Source organism: Rhodococcus sp. NPDC057529, from assembly GCF_042802055.1.
Lineage (GTDB): Bacteria > Actinomycetota > Actinomycetes > Mycobacteriales > Mycobacteriaceae > Rhodococcus_F.
Map to the genome: position 1 here is coordinate 308,756 of NZ_JBHVEY010000007.1, position 24,699 is coordinate 333,454.

Annotated in this window: 23 protein-coding genes; 11 read left to right on the forward strand and 12 right to left on the reverse strand. The window is 70.0% G+C overall.

All coding sequences use genetic code 11. From position 1 onward, the window contains the following. Positions 1-187 precede the first annotated feature (187 nt). The gene (locus ACFU5V_RS16380) at positions 188-976 is read left to right on the forward strand and encodes a putative protein N(5)-glutamine methyltransferase (protein WP_378700577.1); all 789 of its coding nucleotides are present in this window, start codon (positions 188-190) and stop codon (positions 974-976) included. A 28-nt stretch (positions 977-1,004) separates the two neighbouring features. Here the strand turns inward: ACFU5V_RS16380 and ACFU5V_RS16385 are convergent, their stop codons facing one another. Further along, complete coding sequence (locus tag ACFU5V_RS16385) at positions 1,005-1,679, reverse strand: helix-turn-helix transcriptional regulator (protein ID WP_378700579.1); 675 nt, start codon at positions 1,677-1,679, stop codon at positions 1,005-1,007. Positions 1,680-1,764: 85 nt separating this feature from the next. Here ACFU5V_RS16385 and ACFU5V_RS16390 point away from each other — a divergent pair, with 85 nt between their 5' ends. From ACFU5V_RS16390 to ACFU5V_RS16405, 4 genes are all read left to right on the forward strand, one after another. After that, on the forward strand, positions 1,765-2,202 hold the full coding sequence (locus tag ACFU5V_RS16390) for a hypothetical protein (RefSeq protein ID WP_378700581.1): 438 nt from the start codon (positions 1,765-1,767) through the stop codon (positions 2,200-2,202). Positions 2,203-2,423: 221 nt separating this feature from the next. After that, positions 2,424-3,914, forward strand: a complete 1,491-nt coding sequence (locus tag ACFU5V_RS16395) for an FUSC family protein (protein WP_378700724.1) — start codon at positions 2,424-2,426, stop codon at positions 3,912-3,914. A 37-nt stretch (positions 3,915-3,951) separates the two neighbouring features. Then, complete coding sequence (ggt, locus tag ACFU5V_RS16400; RefSeq protein WP_378700584.1) at positions 3,952-5,922, forward strand: gamma-glutamyltransferase; 1,971 nt, start codon at positions 3,952-3,954, stop codon at positions 5,920-5,922. 135 nt (positions 5,923-6,057) lie between these two features. After that, the gene (locus tag ACFU5V_RS16405; RefSeq protein ID WP_378700586.1) at positions 6,058-8,442 is read left to right on the forward strand and encodes a glutamate--cysteine ligase; all 2,385 of its coding nucleotides are present in this window, start codon (positions 6,058-6,060) and stop codon (positions 8,440-8,442) included. Between the two features lie 4 nt (positions 8,443-8,446). Here ACFU5V_RS16405 and ACFU5V_RS16410 read toward each other — a convergent pair whose 3' ends face one another. After that, positions 8,447-9,457: an iron-siderophore ABC transporter substrate-binding protein gene (locus tag ACFU5V_RS16410; protein ID WP_378700589.1), complete on the reverse strand. Its 1,011-nt coding sequence runs from the start codon at positions 9,455-9,457 to the stop codon at positions 8,447-8,449. A gap of 460 nt (positions 9,458-9,917) precedes the next feature. On the opposite strand from ACFU5V_RS16410, the gene ACFU5V_RS16415 reads away from it, so the two are divergent. Further along, positions 9,918-10,217, forward strand: a complete 300-nt coding sequence (locus ACFU5V_RS16415; RefSeq protein ID WP_005248611.1) for a DUF4193 domain-containing protein — start codon at positions 9,918-9,920, stop codon at positions 10,215-10,217. Positions 10,218-10,226: 9 nt separating this feature from the next. Beyond that, positions 10,227-10,661: an SRPBCC family protein gene (locus ACFU5V_RS16420; protein WP_378430100.1), complete on the forward strand. Its 435-nt coding sequence runs from the start codon at positions 10,227-10,229 to the stop codon at positions 10,659-10,661. Between the two features lie 99 nt (positions 10,662-10,760). On the opposite strand, the gene ACFU5V_RS16425 is transcribed toward ACFU5V_RS16420, so the two are convergent. After that, positions 10,761-12,584, reverse strand: a complete 1,824-nt coding sequence (locus ACFU5V_RS16425; protein ID WP_378700591.1) for an NAD(P)-binding domain-containing protein — start codon at positions 12,582-12,584, stop codon at positions 10,761-10,763. Positions 12,585-12,721: 137 nt separating this feature from the next. Between ACFU5V_RS16425 and ACFU5V_RS16430 the strand changes: the two genes are divergently transcribed. Then, positions 12,722-12,979 (forward strand): hypothetical protein, encoded by a 258-nt coding sequence (locus ACFU5V_RS16430; RefSeq protein ID WP_378700593.1) that lies wholly within the window; start codon positions 12,722-12,724, stop codon positions 12,977-12,979. 79 nt (positions 12,980-13,058) lie between these two features. Here the strand turns inward: ACFU5V_RS16430 and ACFU5V_RS16435 are convergent, their stop codons facing one another. From ACFU5V_RS16435 to ACFU5V_RS16445, 3 genes are read right to left on the reverse strand one after another with little or no spacing between them, the layout of a single operon-like run. Beyond that, complete coding sequence (locus tag ACFU5V_RS16435) at positions 13,059-14,072, reverse strand: crotonase/enoyl-CoA hydratase family protein (protein WP_378700595.1); 1,014 nt, start codon at positions 14,070-14,072, stop codon at positions 13,059-13,061. Continuing rightward, on the reverse strand, positions 14,069-15,706 hold the full coding sequence (locus ACFU5V_RS16440) for an acyl-CoA dehydrogenase family protein (RefSeq protein WP_378700597.1): 1,638 nt from the start codon (positions 15,704-15,706) through the stop codon (positions 14,069-14,071). Before ACFU5V_RS16440 ends, ACFU5V_RS16435 begins: the two co-directional genes overlap by 4 nt. After that, positions 15,703-16,314, reverse strand: coding sequence for a TetR/AcrR family transcriptional regulator (locus tag ACFU5V_RS16445; RefSeq protein ID WP_378700599.1), 612 nt, complete (start codon positions 16,312-16,314; stop codon positions 15,703-15,705). The genes ACFU5V_RS16440 and ACFU5V_RS16445 overlap by 4 nt, the downstream gene beginning before the upstream one ends. 79 nt (positions 16,315-16,393) lie before the next feature. Between ACFU5V_RS16445 and ACFU5V_RS16450 the strand changes: the two genes are divergently transcribed. Together ACFU5V_RS16450 and ACFU5V_RS16455 are read left to right on the forward strand one after the other, a co-directional pair. Continuing rightward, positions 16,394-17,179 carry a crotonase/enoyl-CoA hydratase family protein gene (locus tag ACFU5V_RS16450; protein WP_378700601.1) on the forward strand — a complete coding sequence of 262 codons (786 nt, stop codon included), beginning with the start codon at positions 16,394-16,396 and terminating at the stop codon, positions 17,177-17,179. A gap of 30 nt (positions 17,180-17,209) precedes the next feature. Beyond that, positions 17,210-18,109: a phosphatase PAP2 family protein gene (locus ACFU5V_RS16455; RefSeq protein ID WP_378700727.1), complete on the forward strand. Its 900-nt coding sequence runs from the start codon at positions 17,210-17,212 to the stop codon at positions 18,107-18,109. Here ACFU5V_RS16455 and ACFU5V_RS16460 read toward each other — a convergent pair. The 5 genes from ACFU5V_RS16460 to ACFU5V_RS16480 are packed head-to-tail and all read right to left on the reverse strand — an operon-like array spanning position 18,078 to position 22,490. Then, a complete protein-coding gene (locus ACFU5V_RS16460; protein ID WP_378700603.1) occupies positions 18,078-19,247 on the reverse strand; it encodes an alpha/beta fold hydrolase in 1,170 nt (389 codons plus the stop codon). The genes ACFU5V_RS16455 and ACFU5V_RS16460 overlap by 32 nt on opposite strands. 46 nt (positions 19,248-19,293) lie before the next feature. Continuing rightward, positions 19,294-19,968 carry a DUF2064 domain-containing protein gene (locus ACFU5V_RS16465; protein WP_378700605.1) on the reverse strand — a complete coding sequence of 225 codons (675 nt, stop codon included), beginning with the start codon at positions 19,966-19,968 and terminating at the stop codon, positions 19,294-19,296. Next, positions 19,965-20,627, reverse strand: a complete 663-nt coding sequence (locus ACFU5V_RS16470; protein WP_378700607.1) for a glycosyltransferase family 2 protein — start codon at positions 20,625-20,627, stop codon at positions 19,965-19,967. Before ACFU5V_RS16470 ends, ACFU5V_RS16465 begins: the two co-directional genes overlap by 4 nt. Then, positions 20,620-21,687: an NAD-dependent epimerase/dehydratase family protein gene (locus tag ACFU5V_RS16475; protein WP_378700609.1), complete on the reverse strand. Its 1,068-nt coding sequence runs from the start codon at positions 21,685-21,687 to the stop codon at positions 20,620-20,622. Before ACFU5V_RS16475 ends, ACFU5V_RS16470 begins: the two co-directional genes overlap by 8 nt. Next, entirely contained in the window at positions 21,684-22,490 is an 807-nt protein-coding gene (locus ACFU5V_RS16480; RefSeq protein WP_378700611.1) for an S-methyl-5'-thioadenosine phosphorylase, read from the reverse strand. The genes ACFU5V_RS16475 and ACFU5V_RS16480 overlap by 4 nt, the downstream gene beginning before the upstream one ends. 20 nt (positions 22,491-22,510) lie before the next feature. On the opposite strand from ACFU5V_RS16480, the gene ACFU5V_RS16485 reads away from it, so the two are divergent. Next, a complete protein-coding gene (locus ACFU5V_RS16485) occupies positions 22,511-23,917 on the forward strand; it encodes a hypothetical protein (RefSeq protein ID WP_378700613.1) in 1,407 nt (468 codons plus the stop codon). 36 nt (positions 23,918-23,953) lie between these two features. On the opposite strand, the gene ACFU5V_RS16490 is transcribed toward ACFU5V_RS16485, so the two are convergent. Beyond that, a complete protein-coding gene (locus ACFU5V_RS16490; protein ID WP_378437318.1) occupies positions 23,954-24,622 on the reverse strand; it encodes a hypothetical protein in 669 nt (222 codons plus the stop codon). Between the last annotated feature and the right edge of the window lie 77 nt (positions 24,623-24,699).

Consider the following 24,699-nt stretch of genomic DNA (forward strand, 5'->3'; position numbering starts at 1 on the left):
GTATCCGCGGTCACGATGCGGAAGGAGCGGTCTGAGCTTCGCCGACGACCGATCCACCTGGTCAGGCCGGCACGCCCAGGGGATACCCACCGGCGCTCCGGTGTATGCCGATTCCGGCTGTTCGGCTTCCGGCGGCCACCGCCGTCGGTAGTGTGGCGACTCCGAGCAGGATCCGTAAGGCCCTCCCATGTCAGTGTCTCTCTCACCGTCCCTCGAATTCGTCCTCGTCACGAGGTTGCGCGCCGCCGGCTGTGTGTTCGCCGAGGACGAGGCGCGCCTGATCGTCTCCGCCGCACGGACGTCGGACGAACTCGCCTCGATGCTGGACCGCCGCGTCGCAGGCGTCCCCCTCGAACACGTCCTCGGCTGGGCCGAATTCTGCGGGCTCCGGATCGAGGTCGATCCGCGGGTATTCGTGCCGCGGCGGCGCACCGCGTTCCTCGTCGAGCAGGCGGCGGCCCTCGCGTGCCCGCACGCCGTCGTCGTCGACCTGTGCTGCGGTTCGGGGGCGGTGGGTGCCGCGCTCGCCGACACCCTCGACGGCATCGAGTTGTATGCGGTGGACATCGACCCCGCCGCGGTCCGGTGCGCGCGGCGCAACCTCGCCGAACCGAGCCGGGTGTTCGAGGGCGACCTGTACACGCCGCTGCCCACCGCGCTGAGGGGACGCATCGACGTCCTGGTCGCGAATGCCCCGTATGTGCCCACCGATGCGATCAGGTTGATGCCGCCGGAGGCGCGGTGCCACGAGCCGCGGGTCTCACTCGACGGCGGCGCCGACGGGCTCGACATCCAGCGGCGTGTGACCGCCGGGGCGCGCGACTGGCTCGCGCCGGGTGCCCATCTGCTGATCGAGACCAGCGCGAGTCAGGCCCCGTTCACCGCCGAGGCGTTCGCGGCGGCCGGGCTCAGCACCCGGATCGAGACGTCCGACGAGGTGGATGCCACCGTCGTCGTCGGCACCACCCCCAGGTGAGCGGCAAAGCGTCCCCGGGCACACCTTGTCACTCACGTGGGGAGTCGATCCGCACGCAGCAGTACCCCTCGGCGGGGGCCAGCGCGGCGCGGCGGTCCTCGCAGCCTGCACCGTCGAGCAGTCCGGACAACAGTGCGAGGTTCATTCCGCACACCATGTCGGTGTGCTGCCGGGCGAGCGCATGGAACGGGCAGTTGAGCAGCACGATGGCCGCGTCGCCGCTGCGCGGTTCGTACCCGCACCCCGCGAGCGCCGCCACCAGGTCGTCGTCCGAGCAGCCGATGTCGGCGCCGAGGCCGCGACCGAAGTCGTGCGCCCGCGCGGCCAGGGCGTCGCGCGGTGAGGCACCGGTCGCCTCGGCGTCTTCGATCGCCCGCGCGAGCAACTCGCCGGCCAGTGCGTACGCACGTTCGGGAAGATGCACCGAGAATTCGCGCTCGGACCGCCGGTAGAGCTTGGCGGGCCGTCCCGCGCCCGGCCCCGAGCGCCCGCCCCGCCGCGCGAACTCGACCGCCAGCAGCCCCTCGTCGGCCAGCTTCTCGAGATGGAACGCGGACGTCGAGCGGGCGAGCCCCAGCGCTTCGGCGACGTCGTCGCGGCTGACCGGCGACGGCTGTGTGCGCACGTGGTCGTACACCTGCCTGCGGACCGGCTCGCCGAGGGCGGAGACGGCGGAGACGTCCGAGCGTGGTGTGGCATCCATGAGCCCATTGTAAAACCGAGAATCGTTGACTAAATCGAGCGGCCAATTCTATAGTCAAAGAATATCGTTTTTAGAAGGAGTCATCATGGCTACCAACACACCCCACCAGGTCAGCCACGGTTCGCACACCCTGTCCGACCCCGGCTACCAGGCCTTTCTCCTGCTGCGCACGGTCTTCACGGTGGCACCGATCCTGTTCGGGCTCGACAAGTTCACGAACTGGCTCACCGACTGGCCGAAGTACCTGGCGCCGTGGATCGACGACATCCTGCCGGGAACCGCGCAGCAGGGCATGTACGCCGTCGGCGTGATCGAAGTGATCGCCGGAATCGTCGTCGCGGTGGCACCGCGGATCGGCGCCTGGGTCGTCGCCGCCTGGCTGGCCGGGATCATCGTCAACCTGCTCACACTGTCCGGCTACTACGACGTCGCACTGCGCGACTTCGGGTTGCTCGCCGGTGCCGTCGCCCTCGGCCTGCTCGCCGCCGAGTACGGGCGCCCGCTCCACCGCCCGCACACCTGATCGGTGCCGCGCACCGCACGTGAGGTGCCGCGCACCGCACGTGAGATGCACCTCATCGACTGTTTCGAGTGACGCGAGCGCTCGTAGGGTGAGTGGTCGTGTCGGTAGGTGCGCAGGATCAGGGAACCGGGTCGCGGGATCACGGTGCGCCGATCCCTGCGCCGGCCCCGGCACGGTCGTTGCTTCTCGGGGTGCCCAAGCTGGGCCGACGCTGGCCGGGCGTGGTCCGTGCCGGCGTGGCCGTGGGCCTGCCCGCGCTGGCGGGGGTCGCCCTCGGACATTCTGCTGTCGCGGCGACCGCCACCCTGGGCGCGTTCGCCGTCGTCTACGGCGAGGGCCGGGCGTACCGGGTGCGGTGGCGGGTGGTGTCGATCGCCGCCGCCGTGATGGTGTTCCTGGCCGGGGTGGGCGCTGCGGTCGGCGCACTCGTGCACGACGCGACGGTGGCGGGTGGGTCCGCGTTGTGGGGGATGGCGCTCGTCCTCACGATGACCCTCGTCGTCGCCGTCTGCGCCTTCGTCGTCGACGGACTGCGACTCGGTGCGCCGGGCGCCTTCCTTCCGCTGCTCACCGTGGAGATCGCGTCCGCGCTGCCCGCGCTCGGTGTCTCCGTGGCGGAGGTAACGGCCTGGGCGGTGGCCGGGGCGGCGTCGGCGTTGCTGGTGTCGATGTCGGGGCTGAAGGTTCGTCCCCGCACGCCCGAGCGCGCCGCGGTCGCGGGCGCGGTCGCGGCAGTCGACACCGCGCTCTCCGACGGGTCCTCGCCAGGTTCCCGGCGGGACGCGGTGCGGTCGCTGCACGCCGCCTGGCAATGCCTCCACGATGCCGCCCTCGTGGGCCGGGATCACCGGCTGACCCGCACGTTGCGTGCGGCGCACCTGCGGTGTGCGGCGACGGTGGACGGTGTCGACGCGGACCACGCGTCGGACGACGACGACCTGCGGCCGCAGGTCCCGCTGCCGCGGCCGTCGATCCGCTACCGGCTCCGCCGGGCGTCGCATCTCCGCGGCCGGTCGTGGACGATCGTCGCGCGACTGCTGGTCGCGTGCCCCGCGGCTGGTCTGCTGGCGCTGGCGTTCGGTGTCGGCAGACCGGACTGGGCGGTGATCACCGCGGCGATGATCCTGCACCAGGGACCGGACCGGGTGCTGGGGACGTACCGCGGGCTGCACCGGTTCTTCGGAACGGTGCTCGGACTGGTCGTGCTCGCCGTGCTGTCGTCGCTGGACCTGCCCGCGGCGGTGCTGGTCCTCGTGGTGGCGGGTCTGATGGCGGGGATCGAGGCGTTCCTCGTCCGCAATTACGGGTTGGCGATGGTGTTCATCACCCCACTCGCCCTGGTGCTCGGCAGCCGCGGCACGCACGTGGACCTGATGACGGTGTCCCGCGACCGGCTCGTCGAGACCGTGCTCGGTGTCGCGGTGGCGCTGGTGGTGTTGTGGACGGTGCTCCCCGGTTCGTACCGGCGGATCCTGAGCGATGCGGACGAGCAGGTGGCCGCGACGATCGGGCGGCTCGGCGACGCCCGGGAACCGGGTGCCGTCGCCGAACTCTGCCGGGACCTCGAGTTCGATCTGCACGCATCCACGACCGCCGCGATCACGGCCGCTCACACCGACCCGGCGTGGACCCGCGACCGGTGGCCCGAGCACCATCATCTGCACGAGCTCGGGTACCGAATCCTCACCCGGCATTTCGGACCTCGCCTTTAGCCGGTCGTCGCCGGATTCCCGCTGTTAGGGTTCGGTGATGGGTCCTGTGACGGGAATCGGAACAGTATTTCGGGCCTCGTTGGCCGCGGCTCTCTGCGTCGGGGTGCTGGCGGCGTGTTCGTCGGACGAGGAACCGCAGAGCGATCCGGCGGCCACGTGCGCGGACGTTCCGAACGGCACCCCGGTCTCCAAGGCGCCGCCACCGCCCGGCCCGGCGCCGACCACCCAGAACCTCGCGACCAACCCCGAGATCGCCACCGTGTACCGCTCCGGGATGACGCCCGTGACCACCGCGTCGTATGCGGTCTCCACCGCCAATCCGGTGTCGACGCAGGCCGCGTGCGAGGTGCTGCGGGACGGCGGGACGGCCGCCGACGCGCTGATCGTGGCCCAGACCGTTCTCGGTCTCGTCGAACCGCAGTCCTCCGGAATCGGCGGCGGAGCGTTCCTGCTCTATTACGACGCCGGGCAGAACAGTGTCGAGGCGTACGACGGGCGGGAGGTCGCGCCGATGGCCGCGACGGAGAACTACCTCCGCTGGATCAGCGACACCGACCGCACCGAGCCCAGGCCCGACGCCCGCGCGAGCGGACGGTCGATCGGCGTGCCCGGCGTGGTGCGGATGCTCGAGATGGCGCACCGCGACCACGGGCGGGACGCGTGGCGGGAGCTGTTCGACCCGGCCATCTCCCTCGCCGACCAGGGGCTCGAGATCAGCCCGCGGATGGCCGGGCAGATCGCCGCGTCCGCGCCCGACCTGGCCGTCGACGAGGCGTCGAAGGCGTACTTCCTGAACCCCGACGGCAGCCCGAAGCCGGCCGGGACGAAACTGACGAACCCGGCCATGGCCAAGACGCTCGGAGCGATCGCCGCGGGCGGCGCCGACGCCTTCTACACCGGGGCGATCGCGCAGGGCATCGTCGATGCGACGGCGACGGCGTCGGGCGGCCGCACCCCCGGCCAGATGACCCTCGACGACCTCGCCAACTACCAGGCGAAGAAGCGGACACCGCTGTGCACGCAGTACCGCGACCACGAGATCTGCGGCATGCCGAACCCGTCGTCCGGCGGCACCGCGGTCGCGGCGACGCTCGGCATCCTGGAGAACTTCGACCTGTCGCAGTACGGGCCGACGAACCTCGACGACAACGGCGGAAAGCCGACGGCGGAGGCCGTGCACCTCATCTCCGAGGCCGAGCGCCTGGCGTACGCCGACCGGGACAAATACGTCGCGGACTCCGATTTCGTTCCGCTGCCCGGCAATTCCCTCGACACACTGCTGAACGAGGACTACCTGAAGCAGCGGGCCGGCCTCATCGATCCGGGCAGGAGCATGGGCACCGCGCAACCCGGCAACTTCGGGCCCGTTCCGCTCGGTGTGCAACCGCAGGACAAGGAACACGGCACCAGCCACATCTCGATCGCCGACCGGTACGGCAACGTCGCATCGATGACGACGACGGTGGAATCGGCGTTCGGCTCGTTCCACATGACGGACGGCTTCGTGCTCAACAATCAGCTCACCGACTTCTCGGCCCAGCCGGTCGGACCCGACGGGGCGCCCCTCGCCAACCGCGTCGAACCGGGAAAGCGGCCGCGGAGTTCGATGGCGCCGACACTCGTCTTCGACCGCGGCAGTGACGGCTCACGCGGCGACGTCCAGTTCGCGACCGGCTCGCCGGGCGGTTCGGTGATCATCCAGTTCGTCGTGAAAACGCTCGTGGGGATGCTGGATTGGGGCCTGAACCCGCAGCAGGCCGTGTCGGCGGTCGACTTCGGGGCGGCCAACACCCCGGTCACCGGCGTCGGCGGAGAGCATCCGAACATCGACGCGGTCGACGACGGCGCCGCCGACCCGTTGATCGTGCAGTTGCGGGCGATGGGTCACCAGGTGTCGGTCGCACCGCAGTCCAGTGGGCTCAGTGCGCTGCAGCGCCAGGACTCGGGGTGGGTCGGCGGCGCGGACCCGCGGCGCGAGGGCGCGGTGATGGGTGACGGGACGGGATAATCCATCCGATGGTTCAGACCTCCACCGGCGGGGAACCCATCGACCATGGCGAACAGCGATGTGAACGATCCCCCGGACGGCACCTGGGCGTTCTTCGACCATTCCGAGGGTGACCCAGGGAAATAGAGGCCCATCGTGCTCGCCAGCGACCCACGGAAAGTGGGGGTCGAAGAGGAATTCCATCTCATCGATCGCAAGACCCGGCGCCTGACCACCCGCGCGCCGGAATTACTGGCACGACTTCCCGACGACGTGTACGTCGACGAACTCCAGCAGTGTGTCGTCGAGGTCAACAGCGGTGTGTACGCCGACCTCGACGGCCTGCGGAGCGATCTGGAGCGGCACCGGACGGTGCTGATCGACGCGGCCGAGGGGCTCGGGATCGGGGTCGCGGCCGCGGGCTCGATGCCGCTGTCGTTGCCCGCCGAGATGCACGTGACGGGGACGCAGCGCTACCGGCGGATGCTCGCGGACTATCAGGTGCTCGCCCGCGAGCAGCTGATCTGCGGTACCCAGGTTCACGTCGACCTGCCCGACCGTGACGAGGCCGTGCAGGTCGCGCACCGCGTCGCTCCGCACATGCCCGTCCTCCTGGCGCTCAGCGCGAGTTCGCCGTTCCGGTCGGACGGGGCCGACACCGGCTATGCCAGTGCGCGGACGCTTCTGTGGTTGCGCTGGCCGAGCACCGGTCCGGCCGCGCCGGTGTCCTCGGCCGTCGAATACGGCGCCCTGATCGACGACCTGGTCGCGAGCGGGGTGATCAGCGACCCCGGCATGGCGTATTTCGACGTCCGGCCGTCGGTGAAGCTTCCGACCCTGGAGTTGCGGGTGTGCGACAGCTGCCCGCGGCTGGACACGGTCGTGCTCGTCGCCGCCCTGTTCCGGGCGCTCGTCGAACGCGAGGTGGAGGGTCTGCGCGCCGGGACGAAGGGCGTCGAGGTGGTCCCGACCCTGACGCGGGCGGCGTTGTGGCGGGCGGCGCGGTCGGGGTTGGAGGGGGAGTTGGTCGACGTGCGGTTTCCGCAGGCGCGTCCCGCGTCGGACCTCGTCGGCGACTTCGTGAACTCGCTGCGACCGCAGCTCGAGCAGGCAGGCGACTGGGACACCGTGCTGGAGTTGTCCGCGGAGGCGTCCGCCCACGGGAGTTCCGCGGCGCGGCAGCGGCACGCGCTCGCTCGCCGGGGCCGGCTCACCGACGTCGTCGACCTGCTGCTCGCGGAGACGGCGGGCCGCACCGAGCACCTCCCCGAGGTGGAGGTGCCGCCCGCGCCGCTTCGGACGGACCCGACCTCGATCGGTGCTCGCCGGACCCGGCGGTATTGGAGCGCCCGGCTGTGGGATCGCGCCGACACCGCCGACATGACGTGGACGGAGTCGACGGAGCTCGACGAGAAGAAGCTGATCGAGTGGCGCCGGGATCTGCACGCGCATCCGGAGCTGTCGTTCGAGGAACGCCGGACCACCGGAATCGTGCGCAATCACCTCATGGGTCTCGGCCTCGAACCCGTCGTGTTGCCCGGCGGCACCGGCCTGTGGTGCGACCTCGGCCCGGAGACGGGTGAGTGCGTCGCACTGCGCGCCGACCTCGACGCACTGCCGGTCGCCGAGACGACGGGCCTGCCGTTCGAGTCGACGGTCCCCGGGGTGTCGCACGCCTGCGGTCACGACGCGCACACCACGATGCTGATGGGGGCGGCGTCGGTCCTCGTGAAGTACCCGCCGCCGACCCGGGTGCGGCTCATCTTCCAGCCCGCCGAGGAGACGACACCCGGCGGCTCCGTCGACACGATCGCCGCTGGCGCACTCGACGGGGTGTCGAAGATCTTCGCACTGCACTGCGACCCGCACCTCGAAGTCGGCAAGCTCGCCACCCGGACCGGGCCGATCACCTCGTCCAACGACGCCGTCACCGTGCGGTTGTGGTCGTCGGGCGGGCACACCGCGCGACCGCACCTGACCGGCGATCTGATCCACGCCGCCGCCGTCCTGGTGACCGGGCTCGCGTCCGTGCTCGACCGCCGCATCGACGCCCGCACCGCGACCGTCCTCACGTGGGGCAAGGTGGCCGCCGGGCAGGTCGCGAACTCCGTGCCCGAGTCGGGTGAACTGGTCGGGACCCTCCGCAGCGCGTCCCGCGAGACGTGGGCCTCGCTCGAACCGCTGGTCACGGACGCGATCTGCCACCTGCTCGCCCCGTACAACGTGCGGTACGAACTCTCTTACCGGCAGGGTGTCCCGCCCGTCGTCAACGATCCCGACTGCACCGCCGATCTGCGGGAGGCGATCGAATCGGTCGTCGGTTTCGATCACCTGGGCGAGGCGCATCAGTCCAGCGGCGGCGAGGATTTCGCCTGGTACCTCGAGAAGGTTCCGGGCGCGATGGCCAGGCTCGGGGTGTGGGACGGCATCGGCACACCCCAGGAGCTGCACCAACCGGGGTTCAACCTCGACGAACGCGCCATGGTGCACGGGGTCCGGACGCTGGTCGCGCTCACCCGGCTCGAAGACGAGTCGGAGTGAATGGTCAGGCCGGTTTGGCGGCGGCCTCCGCGAGTTTCGGCACGAGGGCGTCGACGGCGTAGGGGAGGCTGAGGACGGTGCCCCAGGTGAGCGCGCCGGAGACGGTGGGGTCGTCGACGAACACGGCTCGTCCGGCCTTCGCCACCGGCAGCGACTGATAGACGGGGTCCGCGGTGATCTGCGCTTCGGCGCCGGGGCTGCTGCCCACGTTCCAGACGAGGACGTCGACGTCGAGGATGTTCAGCTGTTCCTTGCTGATGGTGAACGCGTCCTGGTCGCCCGCGAGTTGCGTGATCTGCTCCGGGACGACGAACCCGAGCGACGTCATCAGGCGTGACCGCGGGTCGTTCGGGGAGCGGACGTAGAACGAGCCGGCGTCGCCCAGTTCGGCCACCGCGACCGTCTTGCCCTCGAATTCGGGGTGGGCGGCGCGTTGCTGCGCGACCAGGTCGTCGACGTCGGCGACGAGTTGATCCGCCTTCCGGTCCTCGCCGAGGGTGGTGCCGACGATGCGGACGGCGTCCTGCCACGGCATGCCGAAATCGGGGTAGTCCGGAGATGTCGTCACGGTGGGCGCGATGGCCGAGAGTCGCTGATACGCGTCGTCGTCGACGTCGATGTACAGCGCGAGGATCAGGTCGGGGCCGAGTTTCGCGATCTCCTCGTACGCGAAGTTCGCCTCCCCGGTGAATTGTCCGCGGTTGAAGACTGCGGGGTGCGCACCGCCGAGCGCGTCCTGGGCCCAGGGCCAGGTGGCGTCCGGGTAGTCGCCGTACCAGTCGGTGACGCCGACCGGTGTGCGCCCGAACGCGAGGAGCGTGTCCTGGTCGGAGTAGCCGACGGTGACGATCCGCTGGAGGTCGCCCGGGACTTCGGTCGTTCCCTTCTTGTGCGTCACCGTGCGGGTGTCGCCTTCGGCGCCGGCTTCGGTGCCGGACGAGCACGCTGCGGCGACGGCGGCCATGCCGACCCCGGCGGTGACGGTCAGGAACTTGCGACGGTTGAGCGTTCGCATCCACATACCTCCCTGTAGGTGAGGCTAACCTACAGGGAGTGGGTCGGACCGTGCATCTGTGGCGGGTACGGGGGAGTCGGCTCGGGAATCGGCGGACCCGGGGGCGTCGGCCCCGGTGGACCCGGCTGCGGTCCCGGCTCGGGAGGTGCGGGTTCCGGACCCGGCTCCGGCGGAAACGGGTGCGGCGGAGTCGGCGTCGGCGGCACGGGAGCCGGGCCCGGTGACGGCGGCACCGGCTCCGGGTCGGGCACGGGATTGCCGAGCTCGTCGCGTGCACTCGTCATCGACAGACCACCTTCCGATCGGCTGATTGAGTGGTACCCGGAACGGGCATCCCGCAATCACAGGGCAGCTGCGGCTGCCCGGGAACAAAATGCGGGATCGGTGCGTTGTCTAGCAACCGTGCCCCGCAAGTGTGGAATTTCACGACACGGGGAACATGAGCCAAAGGGAGGAAGTCATGGCAACCGACTACGACGCACCACGGGTTACCGTCGACGACGAACTCGCCGCGGACTCGCTCGAAGAACTGAAGACACGGAGGAACGACTCGCAGTCGTCCGTCGTCGACGTCGAGGAGACCGACACGGCGGAGTCCTTCGAACTGCCCGGCGCCGACCTGTCCGGTGAGGAACTCACGGTCCGCGTCGTCCCGAAGAGGGCCGACGAATTCACTTGCAGCAGTTGCTTCCTGGTCCATCATCGTTCGCGTCTCGCGTCCGAAGAGGGCGGGCAGCTGATCTGCCGCGACTGCGCATAGGAGGCCCGCGTGGCCGACGTCAGCAGAACGTTCACCGTCGCCTCACCGCTCGGGGAAGTCGTCGCATACCTGCGTGACTTCGCGAACACCACGGCCTGGGATCCCGGGACCGAGAAGTGCGAGCAGACCACGCCCGGTCCGGTGGCGGTGGGCACCGAATGGCACAACGTGTCGTCGTTCTTCGGGCGCACCACCGAACTCACCTACCGCATGACCCGCGACGACCCCGATCACGTCGTCTTCGAGGGTCGCAACGGAGCCGCGGTCACGTCGGACGACCTGTCGTTCGAGAAGGTGGACGACGCCTCGACGTCGATCACGTACCGCGCGCATCTCGAATTCACCGGTCTCGCGCGCTTCGCCGACCCCGCCGCCCGTCTCGCGTTCGAGGTCCTCGCGGCCAAGACCGTCAAACAGATGACCGGGGTCCTCGAGGCGAGGTAAGAATCCGCCGCACAACGCGTTTGGACGCGCCCCGTGTCTGGACGCACACAGTGCGGGCGCCCCGCACGATGCGAGGCGCCCGCGGTACGCCGGGACCGATCAGCTGAGGTGATGCACCTCCTGCAGCCCGTAGACCGGTGTCGGGATCTCCTCGTGCCGTGCCTTGAGCTGCAGGGCGAGGTACAGCGAGTAGTGCCGCGACTGGTGCAGGTTGCCGCCGTGGAACCACAGCGCTTCCTGCTGGGTGGGCTTCCACATGTTGCGCTGTTCGCCCTCCCACGGCCCGGGGTCCTTGGTGGTGTCGGAGCCGAGACCCCAGCACTTGCCGACCTTGTCGGCCACTTCCTGGCCCATGAGGTCGGCGGCCCAGCCGTTCATCGACCCGTATCCGGTGGCGTAGACGACGAGGTCGGCGGGCAACTCGGTGCCGTCGGTGAGAACCACGGCGTCCTCGCTGAGGTGGTCGACCTGTCCGGACACGAGGTGGATGCTGCCGTCCGCGACGAGTTCGGACGCGCCGACGTCGATGTAGTAGCCGGACCCGCGGCGCAGGTACTTCATGAACAGACCGGAACCGTCGTCACCGAAATCGAGTTTGAAACCGGCCTTTTCGAGTCGCTCGTAGAAGTCTTTGTCCCGTTCGGCGATCTTCTGATAGACCGGGATCTGGAACTCGTGCATGATCTTGTACGGCAGCGACGCGAACGTGAGGTCGGCCTTCTCCGTCGTCATGCCCGCGGCGAGCGCGCGCTCCGAGTAGAGGTCGCCGAGGCCGAGGTCCATCAGCGAATCCGACTTCACGATGTGCGTCGACGACCGCTGCACCATCGTCACGTCGGCGCCGGTCTCGAAGAGCGCCTTGCAGATGTCGTGCGCCGAGTTGTTGGCTCCCACGACGACGACACGCTTTCCGGCGTAGGCGTCCGGACCGGGGTGCCGGCTCGAGTGGTGCTGTTCGCCGCGGAAGACGTCCTGGCCCGGGAACGTCGGAACGTTCGGTTTGCCCGACATGCCGGTGGCGAGCACCAACTGCTTCGGGTGGAGCACCACCTCTTCGCCGTCGCGGTCGAGGACGACGGTCCACTCCTTCGTCCCTTCGTCGAACTTCGCGGACGTGCAGGTGGTGGACGCCCAGTACGGAATCTCCATCACCTTCGTGTACATCTCGAGCCAGTCACCGATCTTGTCTTTCGGCGCGAACACCGGCCAGTTGTCCGGGAACGGCATGTACGGCAGGTGGTCGTACCAGACCGGGTCGTGCAGGCACAGCGACTTGTAGCGGTTGCGCCACTGGTCGCCGGGGCGTTCGTTCTTGTCGACGACGATGGCGGGCACCCCGAGTTGGCGCAGCCGTGCGCCGAGCGCGATGCCGCCCTGGCCGCCGCCGATCACGAGAACGTACGGCTGCCGGGTGTAGCCGAGTTCTCGCTCCTCGATCTCCCGCTTCTCCGCCCAGCTCTGGGTGTCGCCGCCGGAGCCGTGGACGGCGCCCTTGACGCGGTTCCGTCCTCGGCGTTCCTCGTGGCCTTTCAATTCCTGCATGGTGGTGAGGAACGTCCACGCCTCGTCGTCCTTCAGCCGCAGGTGCCCCTTGCCGCGGCCCGTCGCGGTCTCGAATTCGATCCACGCGGACGTGACGCCGTCGGCCTCGTCGGGGGTCTCGGTGGTGCGGAAGTTCGTCGGGTCGGTGTCTTCGAGGCGTGCGTGCAGCATCGCGGCGACGGCGTCGCGCCCCTCCACGGTCTTGAGGTTCCAGGTGAACGCCACCAGGTCCCGCCAGAAGCTGTCGACGGCGAACATGCCCGCGGCGCGATCGACGTCGCGTGCGGCGAGAGCGGATTCGAAGCTCGCCAACCACAGGTCGACGCGTTCCTGGGGGGTCAGGGTCGTCTGCACCTCGGTCGGCTGGACCGTCTGTGTCATGTACCTCTCCTTCGCTCGGTATGTGACATACAGCACACGCCGGTCGGGGCTGGGCGGCAAGCGTTGCATCGTGTTGCAATCGCCCCCGTGAGTACTTGTTAACCGCCGGCGGTTGAGAAGTACTCACGGCTGATGTCATGGTGATGATCGAGGGTGCCGGAGCCGACGAAGACAAGATCGCCCCGACGGAGGCGATGCTCGCCGCGATGAGCGCGAACAACGAGGACTTGGTGAACGCAGGGATCATGCTCGACGGGCAGGGTCTGAAGCCGACGAGCGCCGGGGCGCGGGTGGTGTTCGAGGGCGGCGCTCGCTGCCCTCGACGCGGTGCGGGACGATCCGCGGCTGGCCCGTCTCCATCTGGACGCCGCGGCCACCGCACCGACCCGGCGTGAACGCAACCTGCTCATGGCACGGGCCGCGGCCGCGTCCGCGCGCACCGAACCGTGAGGCGACCGGTGGTTGCGGAGTGGATCAGCGTCCCGGACGGGACTGCTTGTGGTCGCCGAACGGCTCGTCGCGTTCGCGGACGGCCTCACGGAATCCGGCGGTGGCCGAGCGTAGTTGGAACGCATAACCCTCGCGGGTGTGCCGGGACACGCCGTCGAAGACGGTGCCCACCATCGTCGAATTGGCGACGCCCTGCGCGAGCAGCGCGCTGTTCAGCGCGAGTTTGACCATCATCAGCTGATTGATCGGCATCTGCGCGATCCGCTCGACGAGGTCCTCGGTGCGACGGTCGAGTTCGTCCGCGGGCGCCGACTCCACGGCGAGCCCCCACTCGGCCGCCTGCCGGCCGGTGATGCAGTCGCCGGTGAGGAGGAGTCGTTTCGCCCGCTGGTCGCCGAGGCGGTGCGCCCACATGCCGGCGGCCGGCACACCCCACACCCGGGTCGGGGGATAGCCGATCTTCGTGTCGTCCGCGGCGACGATCTGGTCGCAGTACAGCGCGATGTCGGTGCCGCCTGCCACGCAGAATCCGTGGATCTTCGCGACGGTCGGCTTGTTCGCGTGCAGCAGGCTCGCGAAGCCGCGGTTGAACCGGCTCATCATGGCGTAGTCGGCCATCGGATCCCAGTTGGTGAACGGATCGTGGTTGCGCGCCTGCACGATCGGATCGAGCACGGTGCCCGTCGTCGCGCCGGGCTGTCCGCCGCTGCCGCCGCTGTTCTCGGCGAAGACGCCCAGGTCGTATCCGCCGCAGAACCCCTTCCCCCGACCCGACAGCAGGATCACGTGCACGCGCGGGTCGAGGTCGGCGCGTTCGACGGTCGCGGCGAGTTCGAGGGGGGTGTCGGCGGTGATCGCGTTGCCGCGCTCCGGCCGGTCGAACGTGATCCGGGCGATGCGTCCGGTCACCTCGTAGGTGAGGGTCCGGTACTCCGGCTCGTCGGCCCGATCCGGCTCGCGACCCGCGAACAGGGAGTCTGCGCCCTCGTCCCAGCCGTCGCGCCAGGCGGCCGGGCGGGTGCCGGCGTGGTCGGTCATGACCCCACCTTGGGGGTGGCGCGGTCGATGATGGCGGCGGTGTCGACGCCGGTCGGCAGTGTGCCGAACACGGTGCCCCAGTCGCCGGACAGCCGGCTGACGCAGAACGCGTCGGCCACCGCCGGGTGCCCGTGGCGGACGAGCAGCGAACCCTGGAGGGAGACCGCCATGTCGCCGACGATTCGCCGCGCCCGGTGCTCGAGCGTGCCGACGTCGCCGAAACCGGACTTCAGCTTTGTGACGGCGGCGTCGAGTCGCGCGTCGGCGCCCGCGGTCGCATCGAGTTCGTCGAAGAACACCTGAAGCGTCTCCGGCTGTTTGGCCATCGCGCGCAGGGTGTCCAGGGCGGCGACGTTGCCGGAGCCCTCCCACACCGACAGCAGGGGCGCCTCCCGGTACAGCCGCGGCATCCGGGATTCCTCCACGTACCCGTTGCCGCCCAGGCATTCCAGAGCCTCGGCCGCATGGATCGGCCCGCGTTTGCAGACGAAATACTTGCTGACCGACAGCGAGATGCGGCGGAGGGTGTTCGCGTGCTCGTCGCCCGCGGTCGCCCGGTCGGTGAGCGCGGCCAGCCACAGTGCGACGGTCGTAGCCGCCTCCGACTCGACGGCGAGGTCGGCGAGCACGTTCCGCATCAGCGGCTGATCCACGAGGTGGGCGCCGAACGCGCTGCGGTGCACCGCGTGATGCGCGGCCTGCGCGGTGCCGACCCGCATGCCGGTGGCCGTGCCGATCGTGCAGTCGAGGCGGGTCATGTTGACCATTTCGATGATCGTCGGAACCCCGCGACCTTCCTCGCCGACGAGCCAGGCCACGGCCTCGTCGTACTCGACCTCGCTGCTGGCGTTGGAGTGGTTGCCGAGCTTGTCCTTGAGGCGCTGCAGGTGCATTCGGTTGCGGGTCCCGTCCGGCAGGACTCTGGGCAGGAAGAAGCACGACAGTCCGCCGGGTGCCTGGGCCAGCACCAGGAACACATCGGACATCGGCGCCGACGTGAACCACTTGTGCCCGGTCAGCAGGTAGCTGCCGTCGGACTGCGGCACGGCGCGGGTGGTGCCCGCGCGGACGTCGGAGCCGCCCTGCTTCTCCGTCATCGACATCCCGGCGATCAGCCCTGCCTTCGTGAGCGGAGGGTGCAGCGCCGGATCGTAGACCCGTGCGGTGAGCAGCGGTTCGTACCGTTCCGCCAGCTCACGGTTGTGCCGGAGGGCGGGGACGACGGCATACGTCATGGAGATCGGGCAGCCGTGGCCGGCGTCGACCTGGCCCCACACCGCCATCTTCGCGGCCCGTACCAGGTGGGCGCGCGGGTGCGGGTCGGCCCACGGTGCGCCGTGCAGGCCCATCTCGACGGCGGTGGTCATCAGCTGGTGGTAGGCCGGGTCGTACTCGACCTCGTCGATGCGGTTGCCGTAGCGGTCGTGGGTGCGCAGGACGGGAGGGTGCGCCTCGGCGAGGTCGCCCCATCTCTGCGCCTCCTCGCTCCCGGCGAGGCGTCCGACGTCGTGCAATTCTTCGAGCGCGTCGTGGGCGCCTTCGCGTTGCAGCGCTTCGAGAATCGGTGCGTAGTCGGCGGCGTCGAAGTTGATCAGCGGCGGTACCTGGTTGACGACCTCGTGAGTGGCACTCATGTCGGGCTCCCGAGGGATCGAAGGGTGAACGTGAGCAGGGCGGGGATGATCGCGGCGTCGGCGGCGCCGCGGGCGAGGGGCAGGATCAGTGCTTCGCCGATGGCACCGACGATGCAGGCGGCCGTGACCGACGCGTCCTGGTCCGGGATCTCCCCGGCCTCGACGGCGCCGGCGATCGCCACCGCGAGGGCGTCGCGGAACGACTCGCGGAACAGCAGGCGTTCCGTGTCGACCTGCGGGTCGACGGGTTCGACGAGCAGTGCGTACGCCAGGGTGGGTGCGCGCAGCGCGCGTTCGGCGAAAGTCGCGACAGAGGCGGAAACGGCAGCGACGCAACGACCCTCGGCGGCACGGGCGGTGTTGCCGGATTCGACGGCGGCGCTCACCTCGCGACTGCAGACGATGCGGAACACTTCCGCGAACAGTTCACCCTTGTTCGAGAAGTGCCGGTAGACGGTGCCGGTGCCGACGCCGGCCTCCGCGGCGACGGCGGAGATGGAGCACCCCGCGTACCCGTCGCGGGCGATCAGCCCGATCGCGGAGTCGAGGAGGGTGGTGCGGAGAGCGTCCAGGCGTTCCTGGACCGCGGGTGTGCGCCGGTAGGCCATACCCAAGGAGTGAACACCCGTTCCGTTCTTGCGTCAAGGGTGCTAGCGTCGGCTACACCGGCAAGGAAAGGCGCATGCGATGACTTCCGACGTGGTACTCGTCCGCACGGACGGCCCGGTCACGACGATCAGCCTGAACCGGCCCGAAGTCCGCAACGCCGTCGACCGGCCCACCGCCGAGGCGCTCGCCGACGCCTTCCGCGCCTTCGACGCGGACGAGGGCGCGTCCGTCGCCGTGCTGCACGGCGAGGGCGGAACATTCTGCGCCGGAGCCGATCTCAAGGCCATCAGCTCCGGTAGCGGGAACCGGGTGGCACCCGACGGCGACGCACCGATGGGCATCTCCCGAATGCGGCTGTCGAAACCGGTGATCGCCGCGATCGACGGGCACGCGGTGGCGGGTGGACTCGAACTCGCGCTGTGGGCGGACCTGCGGGTCGCCGGCGCGGACGCCGTCCTCGGAGTGTTCTGCCGCCGCTGGGGGGTGCCGCTCATCGACGGCGGCACCGTCCGCCTGCCGCGGCTCATCGGCGAGAGCCGCGCGATGGACCTCGTCCTCACCGGGCGGCCCGTCGACGCCGACGAAGCGCTGAGCATGGGGCTGATCAACCGGAAGGTCGCGGCGGGGGAGGCGCTCACCGCGGCCCGGCAACTGGCCGCCGAGATCGCCGGCCTGCCCCAGATGTGCCTGCGGCAGGACCGGCTGTCGCTGCTCGAGCAGTCCGGGCTCACCGAGGAGCAGGCGCTGCTGAACGAATTCCGGCACGGCGCAATCTCTCTGGCCAACGGAACGGTCGAGGGCGCCGCACGCTTCGCCGCCGGGGCGGGCAGGCACGGTGATGCCGCCCCCGTGAGTACTTCTTAACCGCCCGTGGTTAACAAGTACTCACGGGCGGTGTGGGTCGCCTACCTGCTCGCGCTGGCCGTCACGATCTTCACGGTGGGGCTGCCCACCGACCGTATCTATCAGGCGACGTGGATCGTCGCGGGCCTGATCGCGTTCACGATCGACCGGCCGTGGCGGGACCACGTGCGGGTCGTGTGGGACTGGTTGCCGCTCATCGCTGCCCTCGTCGTCTACGACCTCAGCCGGGGTGTCGCCCACCACCTCGGGATGCCTGTGCGGGCGCAGGAACTGGTGACCGTGGAGAGCTGGCTCTTCGGCGGCACGATCCCCACTGTGTGGTTGCAGGAGACTCTGCTGCCTCCGACGGGTGAGCTGCCGTGGTGGACGCTGCTCACGGGGATCGTCTACACCAGCCACTTCCTCGTGCCGTGGGTGCTCGCGGCCGTCTTCTACGTGCACTCGCGCGACGTGTGGTCGGGGTACATGCGACGGGTGCTGCTGTTGTCGTACCTCGGGCTGGTCACGTACATCCTGCTGCCGTCCGTGCCGCCGTGGCTGGCCGCCGAGGGGGACGTGATCTCCGGCAGCGTGGGTCGTGTCGCGGGCTTCGGATTCGGTGTCGTCCCGACGGATGTCAGCACGCGGTGGCTGGAGGCGCAGAGCAATCCGGTCGCCGCGCTGCCGTCGTTGCACGCCGCGTTCGCGCTGCTGGTGGCGGTCGCGTTGTGGCCGTTCGCGAAGAATCTGTGGTCGCGAGCGCTGCTGGCCGCGTACCCGGTCGCCATGGCGTTCGTCCTGGTCTACGGCGGCGAGCACTACGTGGTGGACGTGCTGGCGGGATGGGCGTATCTGGGACTGGCGATCCTCCTGGCGCGGGCGTGGGAATCCCACACGACGACGTTGCCCGGCCGAGATCTCACCGTCGGCCACCCGAGGCGTCGCTGGTGACCGACACCTCGTCGAGCGTGGCGCGGAGGAACGGCAGGATGCGCTTGACGATCGCCTCGTTGTACGCGACCGGTTGCTGGTTCGGGTTCGCGTGGCCGGTTCCGTCGAGCTTTGCCACCAGCAGTGCGCCGTCGGTCCCGCCGGACTGTTCGATGAGGATCTTCTGCGTGTAGTCGACGTCGACCACCGCATCCCGCCAGCCCGCGCGGGGACGGACGAAGACGATCCCCGGTCGTGGTTTGTCGTCCGACTCCACCGCCAGCGACTTCAGATTGTCGATGGCGCCGGACGCGACGATCGTCTTGAACTGCGATTCGATCAGCCCGTTGCTCGCGACGTCCTCCGACAGGACCTTCTCGGTGAGGACCTCGTCGAGGACGTCGCGGAATTCGTCGACGTCGACGTGTGGATACCAGTCCGACTTCGTGTCCAGGAATCTGCTCTGCCGGGCCGCGGTCTCCACCAGCACGCGCATCGTCCGGCTCTCCCGCGCGCCGGGCAGCCAGCCGATCCACCGCAGCATGTCCTCGCCACTGTCCCGGCTCCCGGCCCGGACGGCGTGCAGGTCCACCGGCGTGCAGTCGAGCACCACGCCGATGAGGTTGGCGTCGGTGTCCTCGTAGATGTGCTGCGCCACCTCCAGTGCGACGACGCCGCCCATACTGTGCCCGGACAGGACGACGTTGTCGATCCCTTCGTCGGCGGCGCGGGCGGCGATCAACTCGCTGATCACCTTGGTGTCGATGCCGCCGTTGTCGTACTGGACCGCCCAGACCCGCCCGATGCGGTCGAACGAGGACAGCGTCCTGGCCGTGTCGGTGGCGTCCTTGTTGCCGAGGCCGACGAGGTCGACGACGGCGGTGTCGTGGTCGGTGGGCGACTGCGCGTCGTACACCTCGTGGATCTGCGGCTGGGTCAGTGCGAGCCGCTGGCGTTCGGGTTGGACGTCGTGGACCCAGTACTGGCCGCCGGCGAGGAGCAGGGGAACGGTGCCGAGCGCGACGGCGGCGAGGAAGCGCCTGGTGCGGCCGAATTTCTGCCACCGGTGACCGAGCCGCGTCGCATGCAGTCGCGCCTTGCGGCGGTCGTCGCTCCAGTCGGTCACGGTGGACGGATGGCGTGTGATTCTCTCCGACATCTACTCCGAGGGTACGCGTGGCGGCTCCGCCGCCCGTGAGTACTTGTTAACGTCCGGCGGTTAACAAGTACTCACGGCGGAAGCGGCTGGAATCCGGGCAGAGCGCGGCGACCGGCGCGACGTCGGCTGCGTAGTCGACGTCGCGGAGCGTCGGCAGCGACAGCACCTCGGCGCCGGCTGCGAGCAGCGCCGCCCGGGTGAGGCGCCCGGTGTCCGGGCTCGATGTGGGAACCGGAAGTATCGCCCGCGCCGAAGCCGCGTCGGGCACGCCGAGGATCCACCACCCGCCGTCCTCCGCGAGGCCGAGAGCGCATCGGCCCCGCCGCTCGGTGAGGAGGTCCGCCGAATCGGCGAGCAATCCCGCCGTCACTTGTGGTGTGTCCATTCCGATCTGGAGAATCGGCAGCCCGAAACGGCCGAATGTGTCGGCGTGGGCGTTCACCAACCGCTCCGCGAAACTGTCACCCCGCTGCGGAACCACGGTGAACCTGCTCAACGTCGCGGCGATGTCGCCGCCCCGGACCGCGCGGCCGAGGTCGCCGGTCATCGCCACCACCCGCTGCGCGACCCCGGCAGCGGCGACGGCGTCGAGCGTGTCCAACAGTGACGCGGCGGCGAGGCCGGCGGCCCTGGCATCGCCGACGTCCCGAGCCAGCCGGGTCTTCGCGAAGCCGGGCACCGGAGCCTTCGCGACCACGAGGACTGTGACGTCGAGGGTCACCCGATCACCTTCCAGAAGTCGTGGACGGCGACGACGGTGCCCTTCAACGAACCCGACACCTTCGACGTGCCCGCGGTGCGCGGGCGATACGTGACGTCCCGCTCCACGACCCGCCAGTGGGCGCGGCCCGCGAGAACGAGGAGCTGCAGCGGGTAGCCGGACCTGCGGTCGTCGACCCCCAGATCGAGAAGGTCCTGCCTACGTATGGCTCTCATCGCGCCGAGGTCGTGGATCGGCAGCCCGTACCGGCGCCGGAGCCGTGCGGCGAGGACGGCGTTGCCGACCCTGCTGTGCAGCGGCCACGTTCCCCGTCGCCGCCCCACGGCGAGGTCGGCGCCCGAGTCCAGGGCGGCGACCAGCCGGGGGAGGTCGCCGGGGTCCATCGAGCCGTCGCCGTCCAGCACGCAGACCACCATGGTCTGCGCCGCCAGCACCCCGGCGTGCACGGCGGAACCGTATCCCGGGACGGGCTCCCGCACCACCGACGCTCCGTGGGCGGCCGCGACCGCGGCGGTGTCGTCGGTGGAGTTGTTGTCCACCACCACCGTCCGGTAGCCGGGCGGCACCGCGGCGAGCACGCCGGGCAGGGAACCGGCCTCGTTCAGGCACGGGATCACGACGGTGACGTCCCGCGGCGAGATCGGCGCGCGCTCAGACACGGGGAGGTCCTGCCGGCGCCGCGTCCCTCAGGGGTGCGTGCGCGAACACCGCGATCCCCTCGGCGGGCAGGACCTGCGCCCGGAACCCCAGTCGCTCCCGGGCCAGCCGGGGGTCGGCGACGATGTGCCGGACGTCGCCGGGGCGGTACTCGCCGGTGACGACGGGTTCGGGTCCGCCGTACGAGCGCGCGAGCGCCGCGGCCACCTCGCCGATCGTGATCGGTTGTCCCGAACACACATTGAATGCCGTGAACCCCGGCAGCGCTGCCCGGGCCGCGGCCAGGTTCGCCGCCGCGACGTCGTGGACGTGCACGAAATCCCGCGTCTGCCTGCCGTCCTCGAACACACGCGGTGATTCGCCTGCCTCGAGGGCGGACCGGAACATCGCCGCCACCCCGGAGTACGGGGTGTTGCGCGGCATACGGTCGCCGTACACGTTGTGATAGCGCAGCGCAGTCACGGAACCGCCGGTGGCCAGTGCCCAGGCGAGGGCGTAGTGCTCCTGGGCGACCTTGGCCGCGGCGTAGAGACTCCGCGGCCGCAGTGGCGAATTCTCCTCCACGAGAGCCCACTCCAGGGGTTCACCCGTGTCGGGGTCCGTCTCGTCGAAGATTCCCGCGTCCAGGTCGTCGACGCGACGGGGTTCGGGTTCCACGAACTCGCCCCGACCGTTGCGGTACCGGCCCGCCCCATAGACGACCATCGACGACGCGAGTATCAGCCGACGGCAACCCGACTCGTGCATCGCGGCGAGCAGCGTCGCCGTGCCGAGATCGTTGTGGCTGGCGTAAGCGGGGGCGTCGCCCACATCCACGCCGGCGCCGACGACGGCGGCCTGATGACACACCACGTCCACACCCCTGAGCAATTCGGTCAGGGCAGGCAGGTCACGCACGTCCGCACGCCGAACACCGTCCGGCGGTTCGGCGCCGGAGCCGTGCGCGGACGGAAGCAGTGCGTCGACGGCGACGACGTCGTGACCTGCCTCGATCAGCGTGGTGTGGACGTGACCGCCGATGAAACCGGCTGCGCCCGTGAGGAGTACGCGGATGTCGGTCATGGCAACTCGATCGGCAGCGCCACACCCTCGTGGACGCGGCAGGCGTCGCAGGGGCCTTCGGGGGCGGCGGCGATCGCGGACTGCACGAGTGCCTTCAGCGGCCCGAGGTTGCGCTGGAACTCGGCGAACACGTCCACGGCCCGCACCCCGTCGCCGGCCTCGATTCCCGCATCGAGATCGGTGACCAAAGCGATGGTGGCATAGCACATCTCGAGCTCTCGGGCGAGCACCGCCTCGGGATGGCCCGTCATGTTGACGAGGGTCCAGCCCTGCCGGGCGAACCACAGGCTCTCGGCCCGGGTCGAGAACCGCGGTCCCTCGACCACCACCAGCACACCGCCCTCGACGGTGCCCGGCCGGGCGGCGGCCTTGCGCAGGTCGGCGCAGTACGGGTCGGCGAACTGGACGTGGACGCCACCGCCGTCGAAGTACGTCTGCGCGCGGCCGCTGGTGCGGTCGACCAACTGGTCCGGCACGACCATCGCACCCGGCCCCAGGTCCGGGGTGAGGCTGCCGGCGGCGCAGGGTGCGAACACCCGCTGCACGCCGAGTGTGCGCAGCGCCCACAGATTCGCGCGATACGGGATGGTGTGGGGAGCGAATTGGTGCCGGGTGCCGTGGCGGGGGAGGAACGCCACCGTCCTGCCCTCCACGTCGCCGACTGTGATGGGGGCGCTGGGGCTGCCGTACGGAGTGTCGAGCGTGACTTCCGCGGCTCCCTCGTCGAAGAACGAGTAGAAGCCGCTGCCCCCGATCACGGCGACGTCCGCGCGGACCGGGTCGGGTGAACTCGTTGCGGTCATACGCTCCATCCTCCGTCGTTATGCTGGGCGCGAGTGCGACTTTCGTCGAAGGAGATGACGTCATCGGATCCCCACAGCGCACCGGCGAGCGGAATTTCCTGTACCGCGACGTCGCCGGCGCCGGGCTCGCCCTGGTCCTCGTGGTGGTTGCGTTCGTCGTCCCGTACCTCGGAAACGAGACGATCACCCCCATCGTCAACCGGACGGCGGAGAGTGTGCGGGATTTCGCGGACGCTGCGCCGCTGTTCGGGTTCCGCGACGTGCATTTCGGGTGGGGCAGCCCGGTCGCCGTCGTCGTCGCGGCGGCGGTCGTCGTGTGGGGTCCCGGGCTGGCACAGACGCTGTCGTGGCGGCGCCTCACAGTCGGGGTGTGGCTCGGGTCCGCCCTGTGGGCGATGGCGCTCGCACTGGTCGACGGCTGGCGGCGCGGCTTCGTCGACCGCCTGACCTCCACCGACGAGTACCTGCACGAGGTCCCCGGTGTCACGGACATCCCGGCGACGCTGCGGGGCTTCGCCGACCGGATCCTGGACCTGCAGCCCGATTCGTGGACCACCCACGTGTCCGGGCACCCGCCCGGTGCACTGCTGGCGTTCGTCTGGCTCGACCGGATCGGACTCGACGGCGGCGCGTGGGCGTCCGCGTTGTGCGTCGCGGTCGGGTCGAGCGCCGGTGCCGCGGTGATCGTCGCCGTCCGGGCGCTGGGTGACGAGGCGACGGCCCGCCGCGCGGCCCCGTTCCTCGTGCTCGCCCCCGCCGCGATCTGGGTGGCGGTGTCGGCGGACGCACTGTTTGCCGGCGTGGTGGCGTGGGGGATCGCCCTGCTGGCGCTGTCGGCGACCCGCGCCGTTCCGGTCCCCGCGCTCGTCGCCGTGGGCGCGGGGGTGCTGCTCGGATTCGGCGTCTACCTCAGCTACGGGCTCACGCTGATGGCGATTCCCGCGGTCGCCGTCCTGGTGATCGCGCGCACGGCCCGGCCGTTGGCGTTCGCACTGATCGGCGCACTCGCGGTGGCCACGGTGTTCACACTGTGCGGATTCTGGTGGTTCGACGGCTACCAACTGGTGCAGGAACGGTACTACCAGGGCATCGCGTCGGACCGCCCCTTCGCCTACTGGGGCTGGGCCAACTTCGCGTCGCTGGTCTGCGCGGTGGGGTTGGCGGTGCCCGCCGCACTGCCCCGGACGTTCGCCTGGTCGCGGGCGCGCTCGCCGGTCCCCGTCCTGGTGCTCGCCGCGCTCCTCGCGGTGGTGATCGCCGACCTGAGCGCGCTGAGCAAGGCGGAGACCGAGCGGATCTGGCTGCCGTTCGAATGGTGGCTCCTCGCCGCCCCCGCGCTGCTGCCGCGCGGTAGCCATCGGTTCTGGCTCGCCGTGCAGGCCGCCGGTGCGCTGGCCGTCAACCATCTGTTGTTCACCAACTGGTGACGGCCGGCGCATCCGGGTTTCCTGTCGGTCCGACGGTCACGTGGTCGCGATCGTGATGGTGGCGATCCCGACCAGAAGGCCCGGCGTGACGGCGTCGGTCTTGAACGTCTCGTTCAGCAGGCCGGCAGCGTCCGCCGAGATCTTGACCTCGGTGCCCTGCAGGATCGCCGTGTCGTTCGGTCCTGTCTGCAGCGGCTTCAGCGTGCGGCCGTTGAGATCGAACAACACGGCGTCGGTCGCCGCGGGTGAACCGTTGACGCTCACGTCTCCGGTGAGGAGCGACGTGCCCGGATCGATCGTGAAATCGGTCAGTTCGACGACCGTGCCGGGTGCCGCCAGCGACAATCCGCTGCCGTCGTGCATGATCTCACCCTGGACATAGGGATCGACCGTGCCGGGTTCCCAGTACTTGACGTTGCCGCCGGTGATCGGGAAGCTGACCGATCCGTCGGCGAGGGTTGCCGAGCCCACCACTCCGGGTGTGAGGCCGAGCGTCGTCAGCGCCCCGGTGAAGCCGGGATCGAGTGCGACGGCGGTACTCACCCCGGTCAGGTTGTCGACCTGGGCGACGGGTGCCGGTTGGGAGGATGCTGCTGCGCTCATATTGGAGGATGCACTCGAATCGTTGCTCGAGCACGCGACCAGCGGAGTCAGTGACAAGGCGCCGATGGCCGCGGCCACGAGCGCTTTTCGATAGTTCGACATGATGATCAGACAACCTTTCCGGAGGAAGGGGAGGGGTGGATGTTCACTAGGTATTCGGCGCTACTTCGCCGGCGGAT